Below are 22,648 nucleotides of genomic sequence, written 5' to 3'. Positions count from 1 at the left end.
TCCACCCCCTTCCCCGGCGGGGGGGGGGGGCGGCCATGGGGGGGGGCCGGGGCGGGGGGCTCCCCCCCGCCCCCCCCGCCGCCGATGACCACCAGTCGCTCACGTGTAGGGCTCATGCCCACCAAACTACGTCCGCGCCGCCGTCACTCCTCCTCGCCCCGCTCCCCGGCCGGCGGATGCGCGGGGAGCGGGCCGAGCGCCGTCGTCAACGGCCGTGCGGCGGCGGTGGCCCTGCGCGGCAGCCGCGGCCGCACGAGACGCAGCCACACGAAGACCAGCAGGCCGCCCACCACGGCGAACGGCAGCACCGCGCCGACGGCCACCGCGACCCAGCGGAGCATCGTCACGAACGCGCCCCAGCCGCCCGCGACCGCGTCGGTGAACCCCGGGTCCTCGTCCTTGTGCCCCGCCGGCTTCACCGGGGTCTCGGTCAGCGACAGCGTGATCGTCGCCAGACTCGTCCGGTCCTTGAGGGACGCCTGCTGCGCGAGCAGAGCCTCCAGATCGGACTCGCGGGTGCTCAACTCCCCTTCCAGGGCGACGACATCACTCAGCTTCGTCGCCTTGTCCATCAGCTCGCGGACCCGCGCCACGCTCGCCCGCTGCGACTTGACGCGGCTCTCCACGTCGACGACCTGGTCGGTGACGTCCTGCGCCTTCACCCTCCGCTCGATGAGCCGGCCCGCGCCCGCGAGGTCCGCGAGGACCTGCTCGTAGCGCTCCTGCGGCACGCGCAGGACGACACGGGAACGCTCATGTCCCCTGCCGTCACGGTCGGTCGACTCGTTGCCGACGATGCCGCCCGCGTCCTCGGCCGCCGTGCGCGCGTTGTCGAGTGCCTGCGGGACGTCCTTGACCTGCACGGTGAGCGTCGCCGTGCGGATGATGTGGACGCCGGTCAGCTTCGGCGGCTCACGCCGGGACGATTTCGCGTCCGACTGTCCCCCGCCCGCCTCCTTCGCGGAGCCCTGGTCCGCGGCGGCCGCCTCCCCGCCGTCGGCCTTGCTGGCGTCCCCGCTGTCCGAGGCGCCGGCGCTGCACCCCGTCAGCGCCAGCGCCGCCACGAGCAGGACGGCGCCGGCCGCCCGTATGCCGCGGCGCCCCGGCCGCTTTCCTGTGGTGCCTGATATCCGCATCGACGTACCCCCGGAGGTTGAGTGGGACGGTCGGCCCCATGGACGGGCCCTGGCCGCCTCCTTTGACGGCCCGGCGACCCCTTTCGGTGGTTGCCGAGCGGTCCCGATGCGGTCACGGTCGGGACTCGCCGGTCTGAGACAGTGGGGGCATGCGCGACGCGGACACAGGCACGGGAACGGGACAGACCCCCAGGGCGGTCGTCATCGGCGGTGGCATCGCGGGGCTCGCCGCGGCCCACCGGCTGCTCGCGGCCGGCGCGCAGGTCACCGTTCTGGAGGCGTCGGGCCGCCTCGGCGGCAAGCTGCGCGCCGGGGAGATCGCGGGTGTACGGGTCGACCTCGGCGCCGAGTCGATGCTCGCCCGGCGCCCCGAGGCGGTCGACCTCGCCCGTGAGGTGGGGCTCGGGGACCGGCTTCAGCCGCCGAGCACGGCCACGGCCTCGCTCTGGACCAGGGGCGAGCTGCGCCCGATGCCCAAGGGCCATGTGATGGGCGTCCCCGGCACGGCCGCCGCGCTCTCCGGGGTCCTGTCCGACAAGGGTCTGGCCCGCATCGAGCAGGACCGCGACCTGCCCGCCACCGAGTTCGGCGACGACGTCGCCGTCGGCGCGTATGTCGCCGAGCGCCTCGGCCGCGAGGTCGTCGACCGGCTCGTGGAGCCGCTGCTCGGCGGCGTCTACGCGGGCGACGCGTACCGCATCTCGATGCGCAGCGCCGTCCCCCAGCTCTTCGAGGCGGCCCGCGCCCACCGCTCCCTGACCGAGGCCGTCCGCGCCATCCAGGAGCGCGCGGCGCGGAACCAGCAGACGGGCCCCGTCTTCATGGGCATCGAGGGCGGCATCGGACAGCTCCCGCTCGCCGTCGCCGAGGCGGTGCGCGCGCGGGGCGGCGAGATCCTTCTAGACAGCCCCGCCCACGGACTGCGCCGCACCCCCGACGGCTGGGAGGTCAGGGTCGACGACCACGTCATCGAGGCCGACGCCGTCGTCCTCGCCGTGCCTGCGCAGAAGGCGGCCCGGCTCCTCGACACCGAGTCGCCGGCCGCCGCCGCGGAGCTGCGCACCGTCGAGTACGCCTCGATGGCCCTGATCACCCTCGCGTTCCGGCGCGACGAGGCGAACCTGCCCGAGGGCTCCGGCTTCCTCGTGCCGCCGGTCGACGGCCACACGATCAAGGCGTCCACGTTCGCCTCGAACAAGTGGGGCTGGATCGCGGCCGAGGACCCGGGCCTGGTCGTCGTACGCACTTCCGTGGGCCGTTACCAGGACGAGAAGGACCTCGCGCGCGACGACGACGGGCTCGTCGAGGTGTCGCGCCACGACCTGCGGGAGGCCACCGGCCTGAGCGCCGCGCCCGTCGCCACGCGCGTCACGCGCTGGCACGAGGGCCTGCCCCAGTACCCCGTCGGCCACCACGCGCGCGTGGCCCGCATCCGCGGCCATGTCGCCAAGATCCCCGGACTCGCCGTGTGCGGGGCGGCGTACGACGGCGTGGGCATCCCGGCCTGCATCGCGAGCGCCTACGCCGCCGTCGACCAGCTCGACGGTGACCTGAGCGGCGTGGAGGAGCTCACCGCGCACCCGGTGCAGAGTCTGCACGGCGGCGCGGGAGAATAGCCCCATGAGTGACGACGCCCCCGCCAAGATCCCGAACGCAGGCAAGAAGGCCAAGGACCTCAACGAGGTCATCCGCTACACCCTGTGGTCCGTCTTCAAGCTCCGAGACGTCCTCCCCGAGGACCGGGCCGGCTACGCCGACGAGGTCCAGGAGCTCTTCGACCAGTTCGCCGCGAAGGACGTGACGGTCCGCGGCACGTACGACGTGTCCGGTCTGCGCGCCGACGCCGACGTCATGATCTGGTGGCACGCGGAGACCGCGGACCAGCTCCAGGAGGCGTACAACCTCTTCCGCCGTACGAAGCTGGGGCGTGCCCTCGAGCCGGCCTGGTCGAACATGGCGCTGCACCGCCCCGCCGAGTTCAACCGCTCGCACATCCCGGCGTTCCTCGCCGACGAGACGCCGCGCAACTACGTGAGCGTGTACCCGTTCGTGCGCTCCTACGACTGGTACCTGCTGCCCGACGAGGACCGGCGCCGCATGCTCGCGGACCACGGCAAGATGGCCCGCGGCTACCCGGACGTCCGCGCCAACACGGTCGCCTCGTTCTCGCTGGGTGACTACGAGTGGCTCCTCGCCTTCGAGGCCGACGAGCTGTACCGCATCGTCGACCTGATGCGTCACCTGCGCGCCTCCGAGGCCCGTATGCACGTCCGCGAGGAGGTCCCGTTCTACACGGGCCGCCGCAAGAGCGTCGCCGAACTCGTCGCGGGTCTCGCGTAGTTCAGGTAGTTCCCGGGTCTGTACGCGAAGGGGCCGGCCGGTCGTCGAACCGGTCGGCCCCTTCGCGCGTGTGCCCGCCGTCAGTCCACGGCGAGCGGCGCCGGTTCGGGGTGCGGGGCGCAGGCAGCGGCGCGGGTCACCGGGATCCGCCCCTCCATCAGATACGCGTCGAGGTGGCTGTTGACGCACTTGTTGGGTCCGGCGGCGATGCCGTGGGTGCCCGCGCCGCGCTCCGTGACCAGGACCGACCCCGGAAGCCTGCGCCACAGCTCACGGGCGCCCTCGTAGGGGGTGGCCGCGTCCCGCTCGGCGGCCAGGATCAGCGTCGGGGGCAGCGCGCCGGGCGCGGTCCGTACGTCGACGGGACGCTGGCGCGGGGCGGGCCAGTACGCGCAGGGCAGGTTCATCCAGGCGTTGTCCCACGTCTCGAACGGGGCACGGCGCGCCAGCTGGGTGTTGTCGCGGTCCCAGACGCGGAAGTCGGTGGGCCACGCCGAGTCGTTGCACTCGACGGCCGTGTAGACGGCCGTGCTGTTCTCGTTCCCGGCGGCCGCCGAGGTCTGCGGCGCGGCCTGCGCGGCGAGCGGCTTCGGATTGCCCTTCAGATACTCCGACAGCGCGCTCGCCCGCATCGCCCAGTAGTCGTCGTAGTACCCGGCCTGGAGGTACGCGGACTGGAGCTGGCCGGGGCCGACGGTGCCGCCCGCGGGTTCGCTCGCGAGCCGCGCCCGGACCCTCTCGTAGCTCTGCTGCACATCGGCGGCGGTCGCGCCCAGGTGGTACGTCCTGTTGTGCTTGGCCACCCACTTACGGAAGTCCGCCCAGCGCCGCTCGAAGGCCACCGACTGCACGAGGTTGTTGGTGTACCAGATCTGCTTCGGGTCGGGGTTCACCGCCGAGTCGAAGACCATGCGGCGCACATGCATGGGGAAGAGCGTCGCGTACACGGCCCCGAAGTAGGTGCCGTACGACGACCCCATGAAGTTCAGCTTCCGCTCGCCGAGCCCGGCGCGCAGCACGTCCAGGTCGCGGGCGTTGTTGAGCGTCGTGTAGTGCCGCAGCGCGTCCCCGGCGTTCTTCGCGCACCCCTGCGCGTACGCCTTGGCCTGCGCGATCCGCTCCAGCTTGTACGTGGCGGAGGGCTGGGTCGGTGCCTGTGTGGGGGCCTTCGTGAACCGCTTGGGGTCCTCGCAGGACAGCGGGGCCGAGCGGCCCACCCCGCGCGGGGCGTAGCCGACGAGGTCGTACGCGGAGGCGATGCGCTTCCACTCCGGCATCAGCCCGACGAGCGGGAAGTACATGCCGGACGCGCCGGGGCCGCCGGGGTTGAAGACGAGGGAGCCCTGCCTGCGGACCGGCCTGCCGCCCTTCGGCGCCGTCGTGCCGGTGGCCTTCACGCGGCTGACGGTCAGTTTGATCTGCTTGCCGGCGGGGTGGGCGTAGTCGAGGGGGACGGAGACGGTGCCGCACTTGATGTAGGCCGGGAGGTGCTCCGCGGCGGCGCAGGTCCCGAAGGTGATTCCGGTGGCCGCGGCGCGGGCGGCGGCCACGGCCGTGCCGCGCAGTTCGGCCGTGCCGGGCGGGGCCTGGGTGTCGGCGCGGCCCGGGGCGGCGACGAGGGCGGTCAGGACCAGGGATCCGGCGGTCGCGTAGACGGCGGGGGCTGCTCTCATCGCTCTTGTGGGTCCCTTTCGTCCGGCCCTCGTACGGCCGTTTCGTGCGGCCTTTCGGGGCTGTCACCCGCCTGCCGGGAGCAGACGCGAACAAAGGGGATACTTCGTGCGGCAGTTGACGAAGTAAAGCACCGGCCTGCCGGTGTCGGCTCAATGACCCCGTTGCGCCGTCCCGAAGGCCTCGCGCAGGGCGGGGTCGGACACCGCGCGGACGCCGTGCACGGCGACGGCGGTCAGCAGGGCGGCCTCCCCGATCCCGTCACGTGCGCCCTTCGGCAGGGCGCCGATCAGCCGCTGTCCGGTGGGGGAGGCCCAGCGTGTGTAGGGGTGGACCTCGAAGCGGGCGATCGCCAGACAGGACAGCGTCAGGATGAGGGGCAGCGCGAACCATGCGGCGACCAGCACGCCGTCGCCCGGTTCCCCGCCCGGCATCGTGAGCGACACCCCGGCCAGGACCACGACGGCGAGCGCGGCGGCCCGCACCTGGCGGACCGCGGCCGCGACCCCGCCCCGCGCCCCGTCAGGAACGGCGAGGCCCGCCGCGACGAGCCGGTCGGCCAGCGCCCGTACCGCGTCCGCGGCCGCCGTCGCCCGGCGCACCGCCCCGATCCGGGACTGCCCGTCCGGCCCGATGGCGCCTATCACCGAGCGCTCGATGTCGTCGCCGCCGACCGGGTCGACCACGGTGGCCCAGCCGGTGTGCGCGAGTAGCAGGCGCCGGCTGCGCGCCATCGAGACGAGGGTCAGATCGGCGACCCGGAACGGGCCGCCCGACAGGAACGCGGCCTCGTACAGCGTCAGCTCGTGCGCCCCGCCCCCGGCCGGCTCGCTGTGTGCGGCGTGCGCCGCGGCGAGGCAGAGGCGCGCACAGGACAGAAAGGCAGCGGCACAGGCCATGAGCAGGAACAGAAGCCAGAACATGGCGTTTTTCTATGTCACCTGTTCGGGTGGCGCCACGGGTTGTTCACCATATGGACAGAGCGTTGTCTGCATGTGACGTTCCGTTTTCCTCCCTTCCCCTTGTCGTGTCAGGGCTTGGGCCGGGAGGCCGCCGGGGGCAGCGGGAAGGAGGGGGACGGGGAGAGGGGCGTCGGGGGAGCGGGGGACGCCACGGGACCCGGCGGGGCGGGGGAGCGGGTCTCCGGTGGTGTACTCGCGCCGGCGGCGTCCCGCGCGAGGGCGTCGAAGTCGACCAGGCCCGTGGACTCCAGGACCTTGATGTGGTCGAGGACGGTCTTGTTCGCGTCGTCCGCCAGGTCCCGTACGAGCGAGTTGCGTGTCGTCGCGCGGACCTGGGCGACCAGTGAGAAGACCTTCCCGTGGGCCCGGCGCAGGATGTTGGCGAACTTCCGCTCGTAGTCGTCGCCGTGTGCCGCGCTCAGCTCGGACAGCCAGTGCTGCTGCTGGCTGTTGGGCTGGTTGGGGAGTTCGAGGCCGAGCCGCGCGGCGACCTCGCGCACCCGGGCGTCCAGGAAGGTGTGCCCCTCGACGAGGTGCTCACCCGCGGTCCGCACCGCCGTGCTGGTCCCTCTCGCCTCGGCCTGCTGGCCCGCGGGCAGCTCCCACAGGCCCGCGAGCCGCACCTTCGTGACGAACTCGCGGTCCAGGGCCGACAGGGGGCCGAATCTGGTCGACACGGTCCCCTGGTCGAGCAGGTCCACGCCCGTGCCGGAGCGGTCGGCGTACGACCAGACCGGGAACACGAGAGCGGCGAGCGTGGTGACGAGCCCGGCGACGATGAGTCCGGTGCCGTTGACGAATCGGGTGCGCATGGTGCCTCCTGGTGCGGCACCGCACGCTAGTCCGCTTCACGGACGTGGGCTCGGGTAACCCCGGGAATACGTCAACTGCGGTACGGGCGCGGGGTGGTGGCGCTCAGGCCGACCGGAGAGCCGGACGGCCCCGGTGCAGGGCGGACCGCGCCGCGCGCGCCAGGCGTGCCCCCGGGTGCGCGGCCGGCGGGGTGGGCCCCGACCGCTCCCGCCACCACTGCTCCAGCTCCCGCCGCGCCCCCGCGTCCCCGGCCCCACCGGAGTCGAGCAGATGCTCGGCGAAGTCGAGTGCGTCACGGCGGTAGCCGCCGGTCATGGGCCGGCACTGCGCGTACGACAGGAACGCCGGGCGGTACGCGGCCGGGCCGAGGATCTCCGGCAGTTCGGGTGCCACCTTCGCCACGACGTCCGCCCGCTTGGCGCACAGTGCCCGGCTCTGGACCTTGAGCCGCACCCGGTCGAACCTCTCCGGTGTGGGCGTCCCCGCGACGAGGGCGGACAGCAGGGCGGCCTGCGCGAGCGCGAGCCGCTGACGGGCGGGGCCGGTGTCCTCCGAAGTCTCGGTGTCCCGCGAGGCCGTGTCCGAGGAGGGCCGCACGGTGCGCCCCTCGGCGGGCGCGGTTGCCAGCGTCCTCCTGATCTCGACGAGTTCACGCTCCAGCTCCTGTGGAGCCGGGAAGTTCTCGTCGCGCTCCAGGAGGACTCCGGGGGGCGAGACCCGGGACGCCAGGTCGGCGAGGATGTCGAGGACGGGGCGCGGCACGGGGTGCGCGTGGCTGTCGTGCCACACACCGTCGCGCTCGAAGCCGCCCGCCACATGCACGTACGCGATGGCCTCGACCGGCAGTTCACCGAGAGCCTTCGCGGGGTCCTCGCCGCGGTTGACGTGGTTCGTGTGCAGGTTCGCCACGTCGATCAGGAGGTGCACACCGGTGCGCTCCACCAGCTCGTAAAGGAACTGACCTTCCGTCATCTCCTCGCCGGGCCAGGAGAACAGGGCCGCGATGTTCTCCACGGCGAGGGGGACGGGCAGTGCGTCCTGGGCGATGCGGATGTTCTCGCAGAGCACGTCGAGGGCGTCCCTCGTGCGCGGGACCGGCAGCAGATGGCCGGCCTCCAGCGGCTGCGACGCGGTGAGCGCGCCGCCCGCCCGTACGAACGCGATGTGCTCGGTGACGAGCGGGGAACCGAGGGCCTCGGCGCGGGCCGCGAGGTCGGCGAGCCTGCCCTCGTCGGGCCGGTCGGCGCCGCCGAGGCCGAGCGAGACGCCGTGCGGCACGACGGTGACGCCGCGCTCGCGCAGCCGCAGCAGGGAGTCGGGGACGTGCCCGGGGCACACGTTCTCCGCGACGGCCTCGACCCAGTCGATGCCGGGCATCGCCTCCACGGCCTCCGCGATCTCCGGACGCCAGCCGATGCCCGTACCCAGACGCTCGATCCGCTGCATGGTTCCCCTCCTCCACCCCGGCCGTGTGCCGTGCGATGCCGGTGTCATGACCCCGGCGGGCACCACCGAACCCAGGAGGGGGGACGTTCAGAGGTTCATTTGAGGTTCCGCGCGACGCCGGCGCGCAGGGCCGGGTGCTAGGCGCCACGGCCTTACCCCCGTGGAATCGGCCACAGCGCTCTTCGTGCGTCTCCGTAAGGCTGTCAGGACGGGAGGCCTTGCGAGCTGGCGTGGAGCCATGTCGCCGCCAGAATTGTGAGGTACGTCAGGACATGGGCACCCCTCTGCTGCACCATCTGCTGTGTGGAATCCGTGAACTATCTGTTCCGACACGTGCGCATCGTGTGCAGGTCGCACGGACCTCTCTTCATCGAACCGACTTTCGGGCTGGCGTAAACATGCCTTGCTCCCGCGACACCCAACTCCCCAAGGTGGGTGGGCACTTGAGCATCAGGAGTCACAAGCATGCGTGCTTGACCCGGGCGGCCGTCCGTCCGGGGCATCGACGGGGGAAACTGATACGGGTGTGCGGACCGGCGCGGCATGACGCGTCCGGAGACCGCCGCGCGCCGCCTTTTGCCACACCTCCCCCTCTGTCGCCTCTTGGTGCCTTTCACCCGGTGCCCGAGAAGGGATAGGAGGGGGAATGCCGACGAATGCCGTGAGCGCCGCGAGGCCGACTTACCCGGGCGTCTACGTCGAAGAACTTCCCAGCAGCACCCGCGCCATCTCCGCCGTGACCACTTCGGTGACCGCGTTCGTGGGGCACACCCGGCGCGGCCCGCTGAACGAGCCGGTGCGCGTCACCGGATTCGCCGAGTTCGAGCGGCGCTTCGGAGGGCTGAGCGCGCAGAGCCCGCTCGCCTATGCGGTGCACCAGTTCTTCGGCAACGGCGGCTCCGTCGCCGTGATCGTCCGGGTCGCCAAGGCGGGCAGCGGCAAGACCGCCTGCGTCGTCCTGGAGTCCACCGACGGCCGCAGCGAGAGCCATGTGCTCGAGGTCCACGCCAAGGAACCCGGCGTGTGGGGCAACAGCCTGCGGGTCGCCGTCGACTACGACACGACGTGCCCCGACGAGACCTTCAACCTGCGGGTCCACGACGCCAGGGGCGAAGCCCGCGAGAGCTTCACCGGCCTGTCCATGGACGCCGGCAGCGGAACCTACGCGCCCACCGTGATCAACGCCGGGTCGCGCCTCATCCGCGTCGACGCCGTGGGCGAGGGGCGCCCCGACCCGTCCGGCACCGTCTCCAAGCCGTTCGGTCACGAACTGCCCGATCTGGCCGTCGACGTGACGGTGAAGATCGGTGACGTGGAGCGCGAGTTCAAGCTCTACGACGCCGACTGCGACGGCGAAGTCCCGTCCTCGGTGGCCGAGTTGGCCTTGCTTCTGGAGCGCAAGCTGCGGGCGCTGCCCGACGCGCCGGGCCGGCACGCCTTCGCGGGTGTCGAGGTCACCGCGTTCAGCCGGCGCATCCAGGTCGTCGCGGGCTCCACCGACCCCGAGGACGTCGTCCGCTTCCTGGGTGAGTGCGCCAACGACCTGGGCCTGGAGGCCTCGGTCAACCCGCCGGTGTTCCCGCTCGGGGGCGGCGAGGACGGCGAGGCCCCCGGCCCGCGCGACCTCATCGGCTCCGAGGCCGACAAGACCGGCATCCAGGCGCTGCGCGGGGTGGCCGACGTCAACCTGCTCTCGCTGCCGGAACTGGCGTCGTACGAGAAGACCGAGGACGCGCTCACCGTCGTGTCCGCCGCTCAGCGGCTGTGCGCGGAGCGGCGGATCTTCCTGCTGGTCGACGCGCCCGCCACCTGGGTGAGCGTGGACTCGGCGCGGGCGGGCCTGTCCGCCTTCGACGCCGTGCGCGGCAACCACGCGGGCCTGTACTTCCCGCACCTGCAGCTCACCGACCCGCTCACCGGGCGGCTGCGCGCCTTCCCGCCGTCCGGCGCGGTCGCCGGCGTCATCGCGCGCACCGACTCCGAGCGCGGTGTCTGGAAGGCGCCGGCCGGTACGGAGGCGCAGCTCGTCGGAGTGCGCTCCCTGACCGTCGATCTGACGGACCGTGAGACGGGGCTGCTCAACCCGCTCGGTGTGAACTGCCTGCGCACCTTCCCGCTGGCCGGCCCGCTGGTGTGGGGCGCGCGCACCCTGGAGGGCTCCGACGCCCTCGACAGCGCGTGGAAGTACGTGCCCGTGCGGCGGCTCGCGCTGCATGTGGAGGAGAGCCTCCAACGCGGTTTGCAGTGGGTCGTGTTCGAGCCCAACGACGAGAGCCTGTGGCAGCAGATCCGGCTGTCCGGCTCCTCGTACCTGCACACGCTCTTCCGCCAGGGCGCCTTCAAGGGCAGCACCCCGCGGGAGGCGTACTTCGTCAAGTGCGACAGCGAGACCACGACGGACGAGGACGTGGCGAACGGGATCGTCAACGTGCTCATCGGCATCGCGCCGGTCCGTCCGGCCGAGTTCGTGGTCGTCAAGATCCAGCAGACGTCCGGGCAGTTCGCCCTCTAGCGGCCCGGGATCCAGGGAGAGCTGAAGGAAATCGATGGCTGAGTTCACGGTCAACGCCCATCGCTTCGACCCGTACAAGAACTTCAAGTTCCTGGTCCTGTGGGACGGACGTACGGTCGCCGGCATCAGCAAGATCAGTCCGCTGAAGCGGACCACGGAGGTCGTCAAGCACCGCAACGGCGGTGACCCCTCCTCCCCGCGCAAGTCGCCGGGGCGCTCGGAGTTCGAGGGCATCACCCTCGAACGCGGGGTGACCCACGACCCCGAGTTCGACCGCTGGGCCAACAAGGTCTGGCAGGTCGGCGCGGGCCTCGGCTCGGAGGTGTCCCTCGCGGACTTCCGCAAGGACCTCGTCATCCAGGTCCTCAACGAGGCGGGCCAGGTCGCCGTCTCGCACAAGCTGTACCGGACCTGGCCCAGCGAGTACCAGGTCCTCGGCGAACTGGACGCCAACGCCAACGCGGTGGCCATCCAGTCGCTGAAGCTCGAGTGCGAGGGCTGGGAGCGGGACTACGAGGTGCCCGAGCCGGAGGAGCCCTCGTTCCTCAACCCGGCCTGAGCGCTGGAAGTTCCGCGATGGGCCGTCGTTCGTCTGCGGCTTCGTCGTGGCTGGTCGCGCGGTTCAGCAGCGCCCCCAAGGGCGCTGCTGAACCACCGGGACCTGCATGGTCGAGGGAATCGGGGTGGGGGTGGGCATGGTGATCACCGGGGCGGCTGAACTGCTGGCTGCCTGGGAGGCGGGCCTCGGCGAGGTTCCGGTCGGGCGTGCGCTGCTGCTGCACCGCACGGCACGACCGGACGTCGGGGCGGAACGGCTGCCGGCGCTGCCGGTGGGCGAGCGCGAGGCGGACCTGTTCGCGTTGCGCCGGGCACTGTTCGGCGAGCGGATGCAGGTGCGCCTGGCGTGCGGGGCGTGCGGGGAGGACATGGAGTTCGACCTGGACGCCGGGGAGCTCGCCGGGTCACTGGGCGGGCGCGGCGAGTCGGCCGTGCGGGTGCGACAGGACGGCTGGGACGTCGAGTTCAGGCTGCCCGGTGTCGCCGACCTGACGGTGGCGGCCCGGGCGGCGGACCCGCGTACGGCACTGCTCGCGCGATGCCTGGTCTCGGCGGTGCACGACGGGACGGCGGTGACGGCGGGGGAGTTGCCCGCGCCGGTGCAGCGCCGGATCGTCGAGGCCGTCGAGGCGGCCGACCCCGGCGCCGACCTGGCGCTCAACGTGGCCTGCCCCGAGTGCGGGCAGGCCACCCGGGCCGAACTCGACATCGCCTCCTACCTGTGGACCGAACTGGACGCCTGGGCACGGGACGTGCTGCTCGACGTCCATCTGCTCGCCACCGCCTACGGCTGGAGCGAGCCGGAGATCCTGGCGCTCAGCCCGACGCGGCGCCGCTACTACCTGGAGCTGTGTGCGGATGTCTGACTCCGAGGCCCCTGGGGGCTCGCCGGACTTCCTCGACCGGCTGCTCGCGCGGCACACCGCCCCGCGGCCGGCCGCGGAGCGGGTACGGCCCCGGCTGCCCGGCCCGTTCGAACGGGTCGAGGCGGTACGGGCCGCCGCACCGACACCGGACGAGGACACGCTGCTGTGGCCCGCGGCCACGCCGTCGGCCGTCCCGCCGCCGGATGCGCCGTCGCCGACGGTCGTGGCGGCACGGACGCACACGGAACGGGAGCGGACCGTCGTCCACACGGAGCGGGCGGCTGAGCCGCAGGGGCCGCGGCCGGCTGCTCCGGCCCGTGACGAGGCGCCGTTGCTGCGTCCCGCCACCTCCGTTGCGCCGGCGCTGCGACCGCTGCCCGAAACCGGGCGACGTGCGACGGTGCGCGCGGAGCGGGAATCGGCACAGACCGCGGTGTCCGTGCCCGTCCCCCCGGGCAGGGGCGCCGCTCCCCACGCCGTGCCGGCGGCGCTGCCCCCCAGCGCCGCCGGCCCGGCGGCAACGCGCGACGCCGTACGGCAGGCCGCGGCCCGGCGACCGGCACGCGCCACCGAGCAGGTGGTGCAGGTGCAGATCGGGCGGCTCGAAGTGACGGCGGGCGAGGCGCCCGGCGGCGGACGGCCGCGCACGCCCGCCGCGGGGAGGACCGGGGCCACCTTGAGCCTCGCGGAATACCTGGCGCGGGGGCGCGAGTGAACCGCGAACACGGATCAGTAGGACGACCAGCAGGCCGAGAGGAACCGAGGAACTGACGCCATGAGCAACGCACTTGCCCTCGCGCATGTCACCCAGGCCCTCGCCCTGCTGCTCGAGTCCAACCTGGGTCCCGAGATCGACATGGCCGTCAAGGTCGAGCCGCGCAAGCCGCCGGCCGACCCGCCGACCGAGCCCACCATCTCCGTGTTCCTCTACCAGGTCACGCCCGACACCTCGCAGCGCAACAACGACCTGCCGACGCGTGCGGCCGACGGCACGCTGGTCAAGCGGCCCGTCGCGGCACTCGACCTGCACTTCCTGATCACCGCGTACGGCGACGAGACGGAGCTGGTCGGGCAGCGCCTGATCGGTTCCGTGGTGCGCGCCCTGCACGAGATACCGGTCCTGCCGAAGGACATCATCGAACTCGCCGGAGAACGGCCGTACCTGGCGGGCAGCGATCTCGCCGAGTCGGCGCAGCGCGTGCGGTTCACGCCGACGGTGATGGACGTCGACGAGACGTCGAAGCTGTGGGGGATGCTCTACCAGACGCCTTACACCCTGTCGGTGGTCTACCAGGCGGCCCTCGTCCTCATCGACGGCCGGGAGGCTCCGGTGGTGGGCAAGCCGGTGGAGCGGCCGGAGGTACGGGTGCTGCCGTTCGGCGCGCCGGGCGCGCCGGTCCCTCCGGGGGCCGAACCGAGAGCTGACGCGACATCAAATGAGCCTTCTCCAGATGATGTCGTGAGGCAGGAGGCCGACCCCCCGGCCCGCCCGAGCGCCAAGAAGGCGGCCAGGACCCCTGCGAAGGCCGTCGCGAAATCCCCGGCCAAGACCCCGGCACGCACGCGCAAGACAGCGCCCCGGGCCGCCAAGCCCGCGCAGGAGTGACACGGCATGGAGACGACGGGGGCAGGTGAGGGCATGGGGACGTACGAACAGAGTGCGGCGGACGCCGACCCGGGCGGTGCGACACTGACCGCGGAGATCCGGCGCGTCCTGGCCCGCGTCGACGCGCATGCGGCACGTGTCACGGAGGAGAGCGGCGGTGCCCCCGGGGCCGAACTCGCCACCGCGCCCGGCGGCCCCGGTACCGCCCCGCTCGACGCCCTCGTCTCCTGCTTCAGCATCACGCCCTTCGAGCGCGACCTGGTACTCCTCGCCGCCGCCCACGAGTTGGAGCCCACGGCCGCCGCCCGATGTGCCGCCGCCTGCGGTGACCCCGAGCGGACGTACCCCACCTTCTCGCTCGCGCTGGCCGCGCTGGCCGAGCCGCACTGGAGTGCCCTGACGCCCGTGGCGCCGCTCAGGCGCTGGCGGATCGTCGAGCTGGACGACGATTCGCGGCTGACGGCCTCCCGGCTGCGCCTCGACGAGCGCATCCTGCACTTCCTGCTGGGCTCGCCCTATCTGGACGCACGACTGCACGGCCAGTTGCGCCGCACGCCGGCGCCTCAGGAGCTGACGCCGTCGTACGACCTGGCCGCGAGCCGACTCGCCGAGGGCTGGGCGACGGCGGCGGACTCCGACGCGCCGCTCGTCGAGGTGACCGGCGGGGACCAGCGCAGCCGGGCCGACCTCGCCGCCGCGGCGGCCGCACGCTCGGGACTCGGGCTCTACTCGATGAGCGCCGAGGACGTGCCGTCCGACCCGGTCGAGCGCGACCGGCTCGCCCGGCTGTGGCAGCGTGAGGCGGTTCTGCTGCCCTCGGCGCTGCTCGTCGAGGTGGGCGAACTGGACCGCGACCAACGGGCGGCGACCGAGTCGTTCCTGGCCGGGGCCGCTGTACCGGTGGTGGTGTCCAGCGAGGATCCGCTGCGTTCGGAGCGGTCGTACGCGGCCCGGGTGGTCGTGCCGCGGCTGGACGACGAGGAACAACTCGGTCTGTGGACCGGCGCGTTCGAGGGGGTGGACCTGGATGAGAGCGAACTGCGTTCCCTGGTCGCCCAGTTCCAGCTGCCGCCGCATGTCGTGCGTTCCGCGGCCGCCGCCGTGCACCGCCGGCTGCCGCACGAGGAAGAGCTGGACGCCGCCGGACTCGCCTGGCGCGCCGGGCTCGACGAGGCGCGGGTCGGTATGGACGAGCTGGGGCGGCGGATCGCGCCAGAGGCCGGCTGGGACGACCTGGTGCTGCACGAGCGGCAGACGAGCGTGCTGCGCGAGATCGTCGCCCATGTGCGGCAGCGGGCAACCGTCCACCAGGAATGGGGGTTTGCGGCCACCCTGCGCCGTGGCCTCGGCGTGACCGCGATGTTCGCGGGCGGCTCCGGCACCGGCAAGACGCTGGCCGCCGAGGTCATGGCGAAGGAACTCGGCCTCGACCTGTTCGTCATCGATCTGTCGCAGGTGGTCAGCAAGTACATCGGCGAGACCGAGAAGAACCTCCGCCGGGTCTTCGACGCCGCCGAACGCGGTGGCGCGCTGCTCCTGTTCGACGAGGCGGACGCGCTGTTCGGCAAGCGCAGCGAGGTCAAGGACAGCCACGACCGGTACGCCAACCTCGAGGTCAGCTATCTCCTGATGCGGATGGAGGCCTACCGGGGCCTGGCCATCCTCACCACCAACATGAAGAACGCCCTCGACACGGCCTTCCTGCGGCGCATCCGCTTCGTAGTCGACTTCCCCTTCCCGGCCGAGCACGAGCGCGCCGAGATCTGGCGCCGCGTGCTGCCGCCGCAGGCCCCGGTGAAGGACATCGACGCGTCGCTGCTCGCCCAGCTCACCGTCGCCGGCGGTTCGATCCGCAACATCGCCCTGTCCGGCGCCTTCCTGGCCGCCGAGGAGGGTGACCGGCTGCAGATGCGGCACATGCTCGCCGCCGCCCGCACCGAGTACCTGAAGCTGGAGCGCTCGCTGACGCCCTCGGAGGTGCGCGGATGGGTGTGAGCCTCTCGCGGGACCACTCGCGGAACCACTCGCGGGACCAGGACCCCTCGGCGATCCGCGTGGAGATCGGGGAACTGATACTCGACGGCTTCCGGGCGGATCCGGAGCGTGTCTCGGCGGCGTTCGAGAGTGAACTGATCCGGCTGGTACGGCTGCACGGCGTACCCCTGGCGGCGGACGGTCCACTCGCGGTCGACGCGCTGTCCGGGCTGCCGCCCCTGCCCGCCGGACTGTCCGCGCGACGCCTCGGGCAGGAGCTGGCGCGTGCCGTGCACGAGGGACTGAGCGGTCACGGGGAGGTGAGCCGGTGAGCTCCCAGGCCCAGGAAGCCCGTTCGGAGCAGACTGCCGAGCAGCGGCGTCGCAAGCGCAAGGAGCGGGCCGCCAAGTCCCGTGCGCCCGAGCCGAAGAACATCGTCAGCGGTGCCGGACAGCCTCTCGACCCGGGTCTGCGACGGGAGTTGGAGGAGCAACTCGGTCACGATCTCGGCCGGGTACGGCTGCACACCGGCCGGGACGCCGGGCAGCTGACCGAGCTGCTCGGCGCCGACGCGGTCGCGGTCGGCCAGGACGTCTTCTTCCGCGAGGGCGCCTACCGGCCCGGCACCGACGAGGGCCGCCGGCTGCTCACCCACGAGCTGCAGCACACGGTGCAGAACCCGCACGGCCTCGGCGCCCTGCGGGCCGGCCGCGAGCTCGGCGCCGTGAGCCTGCCGCAGCAGGCCATCGAGCGGGAGGCGGAAGCAGCCGCTCAGGCGGTCGTCCAGGAGGAGTCCGCCCCGCAGGTCGAGGAGGGGCAGGCCACACCCGGCTGGCTGCGCTACGCCACCGTCGACGCCGACCGGATGCGTGCCGAGGCCGTCGACCCGGCGACCCTCGTGGACCGGCTCGCGGGCAACGTGCTGCGCAGCCTGCGTGGCGACCCCACCGACGCCTCCGGCCGGGTGCGGCTCCAATTGGCGCGTATGTCGCCGGAGTTGGAGGACGCGGTTGTCGACCGCCTCGAGAACCGTCTGCTGACACCCGAATACGACCGTCTCCTGGAGATCGCCGACCAGGCCCGCCCCGGACCGGTCGAACTCCAGCCCGCCGATACGCCGTTGCCCGAGACCGACCTCTTCGAGGCGCTCGGCGTCGAACGCACCCAGTGGAAGAAGGAGCAGGAGCCGGCCCGCGGATCCGCCGACCGGCGTGCCGCCGACACCCGCGAGGAGCAGCAGGACGTCAGGGCCCGCGACGAGAAGAGCGGCAGTGATCGCAGCAGGGCCGGCGCGGACGCCGCCACCGAGGAGCTGGACGCCGCCCGGCGCACGGAGCAGGAGGACGAGCGCAACGCCTCCCGACAGCAGGCCAAGGAGGAGCAGCAGCAGGAGGACGAGAAGGGCGCCGCCGACCGCGAACGCACCGACCAGGCCTCCGACCAGCGCGCCCAGGGGCAGCAGGAAGGGGCCGAACAGGCCAAGGAGGAGCGCAAGGAACAGCGCGATCGCGAGGAGGCCGACCCGCAGCAGGCGAGCGCGCCAGGGGCCGACAAGCGCAAGGGGCGGGACGACCAGACCCAGCCGGGCGCCGGGTCGAAGAGCGAGGAGCCGGATCCGAAGCAGAAGGCCCAGCCCGGTCCCGTACGCCCCGAGAAGGTCGACGAGCGGGCCGAGCGGTCCGACTCCGCGCTGTCCGAACACGGCCTGAACGAGCAGGGCGAGGACGGCGGCGCCGAGGCCGAGCCGCGGGAGGAGGAGCGTCCCCTCGGCCTCGAAGCGGGCGCCGACCAGGAGATCGCGGGCGGCGAGGACGAGGGCGGCCGGGCGCGGGGCGCGCAGGACGAGCCCGCGATCAAGCCTGAGGACTACCTGCCGGACGCCGACCTCGACCTGTCCGCCGTACCGACCGCGGACGGGCTCGGGCCGGGCGCCGCCGCACCCTCGCCGCCCTCCTTCCCCACCCCGCCGCCGACGAAGGCCGAGAAGGCCGAGCAGGAGCGGGAGAAGCGGGACCAGGAGGAGGACGAGGACAGCGCCGGGCCCGAGGCCAAAGCCCCCGGCCAGGACGAGGGGCCCGTCGAGGGCGAGGCTCCGCAGCCCGAGAACGGGCCCGCCGCGCAGGCCCAGGACCGCGGCACCAAGGACCTGCAGGAGACCGAGAAGCCACTCGACCAGGAGGTCGGCCCGGACCTCGCGACCCAGGACAGGGACCGGCCCGAGCCCGAGGCCGAGAAGCCCGACCCGGAGCAGCAGCAGGAGAAGGAACAGACCAAGGAGGCCGACGGCTCCGACGACTCCGGCGCTGCGGCGGCGGACGGCGACGACGACCAGCCGGACGCCAAGGACGCGCAGGAGGAGAAGAGGGACCAGCAGGACCGTACGACCGTGGAGTCCCGGTCGGCCGCGGGCCCCGCCCCCACCGTGGTGAGTCCGGTGGCGGCGGCCGTGTCCCGGCCCGCCGGCGCGCACACCCCTAGGACCCCGGTCGAGGACCGTGACCCCTCGCCCGCCGCCCGGCGCGGAGCCGAACCGCCCCGGTCCGAGCGCGAGGCGCCCCAGGCCAAGAGCCGGGTGCCCAAGGAGACCGGGCCCGGCGCCGCGCCGCTCGGACCCGTGGGCGCCGCCGAGAAGACCGGGCCGACGACCGCTGCCGGACCCGGTGCCGCGCCGTCCGTCGCGCAGGCGGCGGTGAGCCCGGCCGCCGAGCAGACCGACGGGCCCGGCCGGCCCGGTGAGACGGCCGCGCCCCGGCCCGAGGCGTCCCTGGAGAAGGACGGCGGTGGCTGCGCGCCGCCCGCGCCCGCGCCGGAGCAGGACGAGGGCGGGCAGGGCGGTTGCGGAGGGGGCGGTGGCGAGGCCGCGCCCGAGCAGAAGCAGGAGGAACCGCCGGACGTCTCGGGGCAGGACCCCAAGGCCGCCGTGCAGACCGTGAGCAAGCTGGCGCCCGACCAGGCGGCCGCCGCCATGCCCGGGGTCGACAGGGCCGCGGACAAGAAGATCGGCGAGGAGCAGAGGCGGCTCGACGCGGCCCCGCCGACGCGCGAACGTCCTTCGGGGGCGCCGCAGACGCGCTCGGCGCCGCCCTCGGCCGCTCCCGCGGCGCCCCAGGTAACCGGCAAGGTGGAGAAGCTCGGCCCGGAGAACCAGGGCGACAAGCAGAAGGCCAAGGGCGGCGACAAGGCCCAGGGCGAGCAGCCCACGGACAACGTGCCTCCGCCCCCGGCCCCCGCCGCGCCCGACAAGGGACTCAGCGAGTCCGAGGCGAAGAGCGTCGAAGCCGCGGCCGACGCCGTTCCGACCACCGACCCACAACTCGAGAACAAGACCGTCGGCCCGGCCCCCAAGATCCGTCTTGAGGGCGCCAGCGACCCCAAGCGCACCGACGACCAGGCCAAGGCGCTCAAGGACAAGCAGTCCGATCTGCGGGCGACCGGCCGCGACGACGCGGCCAAGCCCATGGGCGAGGACCAGATCTTCCCCGACGCGCCCCGTGAACAGCTCACCGGCAAGGCGTCCGGGGGTTCCGGCGGCGGCAAGGGCGGGGCGTTGGAGGCAACGCCGGCGCCGAAGGCCGGTGTGGGGGCGGTGGCCAAACAGGAGAAGGGCTCCGAGATCACCGGAGCCGCCGGTCGGGCGCAGGGCGACCTCGGATCCAAGGAGAAGCAGCACCAGCAGGGCGAGCAGCAGGCCAGGCAGGACAAGCAGACCGAGATCGACCGCGAGGTCGAGCGGAACACCTCGCAGCAGACCACCGAACGCGGCAAGGTCGCCAAGGAGACGCAGAAGCAGCGCGAGGACTGGCGGACCCAGCAGGACAAGAAGTCCGAGGACGCGGACGAGAAGTCCGACGACGAACACGGCAAGAAGAACAAGGAGATCGTCAAGGCGCGCGACGACAAGGACAAGGAGGTCGGCGCGCGCAAGGACAAGGACAACTCGCAGATCGACACCGAGCGCGAGAACGCCGAGAAGGAGGCCAAGAAGAAGAAGGAGGAGAAGAAGCCCTCCGGAGGCCTGTTCGGCTGGATCGCCGACAAGGTCGCCGACTTCTTCAAGGGTCTGCTCGCGGCGGTCACCGCGGTCTTCGACGCGGCCCGCAAGGCCGTCAACGGGATCATCGACAAGTTCAAGGAGTGGGCCAACCAGGCCATCGACTTCGTACGCGATCTGGCGATCAAGGCGATCAACGCACTCGCCGACGTCCTGATCGCGATCGGGGACGTGCTCCTCGCGGCCTTCCCGGAGCTGCGGGACCGCTTCCGCAAGGCGATCGAGGGCCTGCGGGACGCGGCGATCGCGAAGGTCAACCAGCTGGCGGACAGCCTGAAGAAGGCGGTCAACAGCCTGCTGGACGCACTCGCGGCCGGCCTGAACAAGTTGCTGGACGTCCTGGAAGCAGGCGTCAAGGCGGTCATCAAGGCCTACCAGGCCGTCATCATGGGCGCGATCAAGTTCGCGCAGGCGGCGATCGAGGCGCTCGGGAAGTTCGCGGCGCTGGTCGCCGACATCGCGCCCGACCCGGGCGGCTGGATCTCCAAGGCGGGCAGCTCGGCCAAGACCGGGATCACCGACCACCTCTGGGGCGCCATCAAGGTGGCGGTCAAGGGTTGGTTCGACACCAAGGTCGAAGGCATCCTCGGCCTCGGCAAGGCGGTGATCGACGTCCTGGTGAAGGGCTGCGTGTCGATCAAACAGATCGGCAAGATGGCCTGGGACGCGATCATCGCCTCCCTGCCGATGATGATCGCGACCCTGGTCATCGAGAAGGTCGTCTCGATGATCGTGCCGGCGGCGGGGGCGATCCTGACGATCGTCCAGGGCCTGATGTCGGCCTGGCAGAGCATCAGCTCGATCCTGTCCGCGTTCTCGAAGTTCTGGGCGTATCTGAAGGCCGTGAAGGCGGGGCCGGCGGCCTGTCTGTTCGCGGAGGCGGTCGCCGCGGGTGTCGTCGCCCTCCTCGACCTGATCACCAACTTCCTTCTCCAGAAACTGTCTTCGGCGACAAAGGGTGTCGGCAAGCGGCTCAAGGGCATGGCGCAGAAGATCATGGACGGTCTGAAGAAGGTCGGGGGCGGGGCGAAGAAGGCGGCGGGGTCGGCGGTCAATTCGGCGCGGGGGGCGCTGCGGAGGGCGCGGCAGCGGCTCGCCGAGCCGGGGGTCGCCCGGAAGCCGAAGGGCGAACCGTCGCCCGACCTGAAGTCTCCGGTGAAGCCGAAGGACGCGGCCACGCCTAAGGGGCCGGCGAAGGCGGACGCCCGCCCGGAGAAGCCGAAGGACCAGAAACCGGAGACGGAGAGGCCGACCAGGGACGGGACCAGCGACCGGACTCCGACCGCCAGGAAGGATGCCGCCCCGGAGAAGCCGACCAGGAAGAAAGAGGTCGAGGGCCCCAAATCGACTAAGCCCAAGAAGGCCAAGTCCCCTGCTGCCAAGGCGTTGGCGAGGGCCAAGGGTGCGGTCAAGTCCGCCCTGAAGAAGGTCGGCAACGCGGCGAAGACCCTCGGCAGGAAGCTGAAGAAGTCCAAGGTCGGCAAGGCGATCAAGAACAGCGCGTCGAAGTTGCGGAACGCGTACAAGAACAAGCGCGACCGCCTGCGGGAGAACAGGAAGAGGCAGGCGGAGCACAGGAGGCAGAACCGCAAGGACCACGAGAGAAAGAAGAACTCGAGAGAGTCCAAGAACGCTCGCCTGGGTCAGATCGTGGCCCGCATCCGGCGTGCGCTCACTCCGCTTCTCAAGCGAGGGATCCAGGGTCCCGTGTACTACGCCCTGTTGCAGGGGCTGAAGACCTGGTATCGCCTGACCGAGCTCCGCTCGGCGGGACGGCCCAATTTCCGAATCCTCGCCACGCTGAATCCGAGCGAACCGGTCCTGCCGGGAGAGTGGGAGGAGGAGACCGCCTACTTCGACGCCTTCGACGTGGAGGACCGGCATCGGAAATCAAACAAGAAGGACAAGGAGAAGAAGGAGGACGATCCGAACGTCGCGGCATTCCGCGCGGCCGTGCGGGCTCGCCTCCGTGGTCTGGACGACAACGCCTCCATATCCGACGTGATGGAACTCTGCGGTGAGGTAGCGGACCACACGAAGGGGATCAACCGTGGGCAGCTGGACTGGAAGCAGATGCCGTCCTACTGGCTGCTTTCATTGCATCATCCAGGTGCCGCGATAAAGCCCGTGGGAATGTTCCGTGAGCCCAACATGTACCAAATGGTCAAGATGGGGAAGGCGCAGTCGATCTACAAGGACGTCAACGACAAGCAACTTGTCCGCGACGCGAAGAATCAGTACGTCCCTCGCTATGTCACCAGGAACATAGCGGCGGAGGACAAGGTGACTCACAAGCGTGGCCAGGGAATTGTTCCGAGGGGTTACAGGGACGAAAAGCTGAAGATGAAGCCGGACAAACAGCGGGCGGACAACGAGGCCTGGGAGCATGTGACGGGCACGGAGGCGTCTCAGTTCATCTCGACCACCAAGCTGGAGAGCCAATCCATCCAGGACCCGCAGGGCCTGCCCTGGAGCACGGCCAAGGGGCAGAAATTCCACGGTATGGCTCGCATAGACCTCTCCTATGTCAACCCGAAGAACATCTTCGACCTCACGACCACTATTGGACAGCGCGAATGGAAGCTGGACTCACCGGGCACCGCGGTCATGCAGCAGGCCTTGCGGGATGTCATACGAACGCAGGAAGTGCTGATCAGGGGGATCATTCCGCAAGGTGCCATCGAGATGCTCTAGCGGGACTGAAAGGAGGACC

Annotated in this window: 15 protein-coding genes; 10 read left to right on the top strand and 5 right to left on the bottom strand. The window is 71.9% G+C overall.

Translation table 11 applies throughout. The features are described 5' to 3' along the window. Window positions 1-143: 143 nt before the first annotated feature. Window positions 144-1,136 (bottom strand): DUF4349 domain-containing protein, encoded by a 993-nt coding sequence (locus tag ACWFR4_RS07605; protein WP_453469258.1) that lies wholly within the window; start codon window positions 1,134-1,136, stop codon window positions 144-146. A gap of 149 nt (window positions 1,137-1,285) precedes the next feature. Between ACWFR4_RS07605 and hemG the strand changes: the two genes are divergently transcribed. Then, window positions 1,286-2,752 carry a protoporphyrinogen oxidase gene (hemG, locus tag ACWFR4_RS07600; RefSeq protein WP_453651386.1) on the top strand — a complete coding sequence of 489 codons (1,467 nt, stop codon included), beginning with the start codon at window positions 1,286-1,288 and terminating at the stop codon, window positions 2,750-2,752. A 4-nt stretch (window positions 2,753-2,756) separates the two neighbouring features. After that, window positions 2,757-3,476 carry a hydrogen peroxide-dependent heme synthase gene (gene hemQ, locus ACWFR4_RS07595; protein ID WP_453651384.1) on the top strand — a complete coding sequence of 240 codons (720 nt, stop codon included), beginning with the start codon at window positions 2,757-2,759 and terminating at the stop codon, window positions 3,474-3,476. An 80-nt stretch (window positions 3,477-3,556) separates the two neighbouring features. Here hemQ and ACWFR4_RS07590 read toward each other — a convergent pair whose 3' ends face one another. From ACWFR4_RS07590 to ACWFR4_RS07575, 4 genes are all read right to left on the bottom strand, one after another. Continuing rightward, complete coding sequence (locus ACWFR4_RS07590) at window positions 3,557-5,149, bottom strand: alpha/beta hydrolase (RefSeq protein WP_453651382.1); 1,593 nt, start codon at window positions 5,147-5,149, stop codon at window positions 3,557-3,559. A 150-nt stretch (window positions 5,150-5,299) separates the two neighbouring features. Beyond that, window positions 5,300-6,070: a TIGR04222 domain-containing membrane protein gene (locus ACWFR4_RS07585; RefSeq protein ID WP_453651380.1), complete on the bottom strand. Its 771-nt coding sequence runs from the start codon at window positions 6,068-6,070 to the stop codon at window positions 5,300-5,302. Window positions 6,071-6,177: 107 nt separating this feature from the next. Beyond that, complete coding sequence (locus ACWFR4_RS07580; RefSeq protein ID WP_453468498.1) at window positions 6,178-6,921, bottom strand: DUF4142 domain-containing protein; 744 nt, start codon at window positions 6,919-6,921, stop codon at window positions 6,178-6,180. A 103-nt stretch (window positions 6,922-7,024) separates the two neighbouring features. Beyond that, a complete protein-coding gene (locus ACWFR4_RS07575; RefSeq protein ID WP_453651379.1) occupies window positions 7,025-8,368 on the bottom strand; it encodes a DUF692 domain-containing protein in 1,344 nt (447 codons plus the stop codon). Window positions 8,369-9,014: 646 nt separating this feature from the next. Between ACWFR4_RS07575 and ACWFR4_RS07570 the strand changes: the two genes are divergently transcribed. From ACWFR4_RS07570 to ACWFR4_RS07535, 8 genes are all read left to right on the top strand, one after another. Further along, a complete protein-coding gene (locus tag ACWFR4_RS07570; RefSeq protein WP_453651377.1) occupies window positions 9,015-10,880 on the top strand; it encodes a phage tail sheath family protein in 1,866 nt (621 codons plus the stop codon). Window positions 10,881-10,914: 34 nt separating this feature from the next. Then, complete coding sequence (locus ACWFR4_RS07565; protein WP_227297931.1) at window positions 10,915-11,439, top strand: phage tail protein; 525 nt, start codon at window positions 10,915-10,917, stop codon at window positions 11,437-11,439. A 136-nt stretch (window positions 11,440-11,575) separates the two neighbouring features. Continuing rightward, window positions 11,576-12,304 (top strand): T4 family baseplate hub assembly chaperone, encoded by a 729-nt coding sequence (locus tag ACWFR4_RS07560; protein ID WP_453651439.1) that lies wholly within the window; start codon window positions 11,576-11,578, stop codon window positions 12,302-12,304. After that, on the top strand, window positions 12,297-13,019 hold the full coding sequence (locus ACWFR4_RS07555; protein WP_453651375.1) for a hypothetical protein: 723 nt from the start codon (window positions 12,297-12,299) through the stop codon (window positions 13,017-13,019). The genes ACWFR4_RS07560 and ACWFR4_RS07555 overlap by 8 nt, the downstream gene beginning before the upstream one ends. Before the next feature lie 60 nt (window positions 13,020-13,079). Further along, window positions 13,080-13,910, top strand: a complete 831-nt coding sequence (locus tag ACWFR4_RS07550; protein WP_453651373.1) for a Pvc16 family protein — start codon at window positions 13,080-13,082, stop codon at window positions 13,908-13,910. 33 nt (window positions 13,911-13,943) lie between these two features. Next, a complete protein-coding gene (locus tag ACWFR4_RS07545) occupies window positions 13,944-15,905 on the top strand; it encodes an ATP-binding protein (protein ID WP_453651437.1) in 1,962 nt (653 codons plus the stop codon). Next, entirely contained in the window at window positions 15,896-16,216 is a 321-nt protein-coding gene (locus ACWFR4_RS07540; RefSeq protein ID WP_453651372.1) for a hypothetical protein, read from the top strand. Before ACWFR4_RS07545 ends, ACWFR4_RS07540 begins: the two co-directional genes overlap by 10 nt. Beyond that, window positions 16,213-22,629 (top strand): eCIS core domain-containing protein, encoded by a 6,417-nt coding sequence (locus ACWFR4_RS07535; RefSeq protein WP_453651370.1) that lies wholly within the window; start codon window positions 16,213-16,215, stop codon window positions 22,627-22,629. Before ACWFR4_RS07540 ends, ACWFR4_RS07535 begins: the two co-directional genes overlap by 4 nt. Window positions 22,630-22,648 lie beyond the last annotated feature (19 nt).

It is taken from the genome of Streptomyces sp. NPDC055140, from assembly GCF_053607285.1.
The sequence above is the reverse complement of the archived record's forward strand: the minus strand, read 5'-3'. Positions and strand labels throughout refer to the sequence as shown.

Bases quoted from the DNA above. Each gene is read 5' to 3' on its own strand.
- ACWFR4_RS07555 (WP_453651375.1), top strand. From the start codon at position 12,297: ATGTCTGACTCCGAGGCCCCTGGGGGCTCGCCGGACTTCCTCGACCGG.
- ACWFR4_RS07540 (WP_453651372.1), top strand. From the start codon at position 15,896: ATGGGTGTGAGCCTCTCGCGGGACCACTCGCGGAACCACTCGCGGGAC.
- ACWFR4_RS07545 (WP_453651437.1), top strand. From the start codon at position 13,944: ATGGGGACGTACGAACAGAGTGCGGCGGACGCCGACCCGGGCGGTGCG.
- ACWFR4_RS07570 (WP_453651377.1), top strand. From the start codon at position 9,015: ATGCCGACGAATGCCGTGAGCGCCGCGAGGCCGACTTACCCGGGCGTC.
- hemG (WP_453651386.1), top strand. From the start codon at position 1,286: ATGCGCGACGCGGACACAGGCACGGGAACGGGACAGACCCCCAGGGCG.
- ACWFR4_RS07575 (WP_453651379.1), bottom strand. From the start codon at position 8,368: ATGCAGCGGATCGAGCGTCTGGGTACGGGCATCGGCTGGCGTCCGGAG.
- hemQ (WP_453651384.1), top strand. From the start codon at position 2,757: ATGAGTGACGACGCCCCCGCCAAGATCCCGAACGCAGGCAAGAAGGCC.
- ACWFR4_RS07565 (WP_227297931.1), top strand. From the start codon at position 10,915: ATGGCTGAGTTCACGGTCAACGCCCATCGCTTCGACCCGTACAAGAAC.
- ACWFR4_RS07585 (WP_453651380.1), bottom strand. From the start codon at position 6,070: ATGTTCTGGCTTCTGTTCCTGCTCATGGCCTGTGCCGCTGCCTTTCTG.
- ACWFR4_RS07605 (WP_453469258.1), bottom strand. From the start codon at position 1,136: ATGCGGATATCAGGCACCACAGGAAAGCGGCCGGGGCGCCGCGGCATA.
- ACWFR4_RS07550 (WP_453651373.1), top strand. From the start codon at position 13,080: ATGAGCAACGCACTTGCCCTCGCGCATGTCACCCAGGCCCTCGCCCTG.
- ACWFR4_RS07560 (WP_453651439.1), top strand. From the start codon at position 11,576: ATGGTGATCACCGGGGCGGCTGAACTGCTGGCTGCCTGGGAGGCGGGC.
- ACWFR4_RS07580 (WP_453468498.1), bottom strand. From the start codon at position 6,921: ATGCGCACCCGATTCGTCAACGGCACCGGACTCATCGTCGCCGGGCTC.
- ACWFR4_RS07590 (WP_453651382.1), bottom strand. From the start codon at position 5,149: ATGAGAGCAGCCCCCGCCGTCTACGCGACCGCCGGATCCCTGGTCCTG.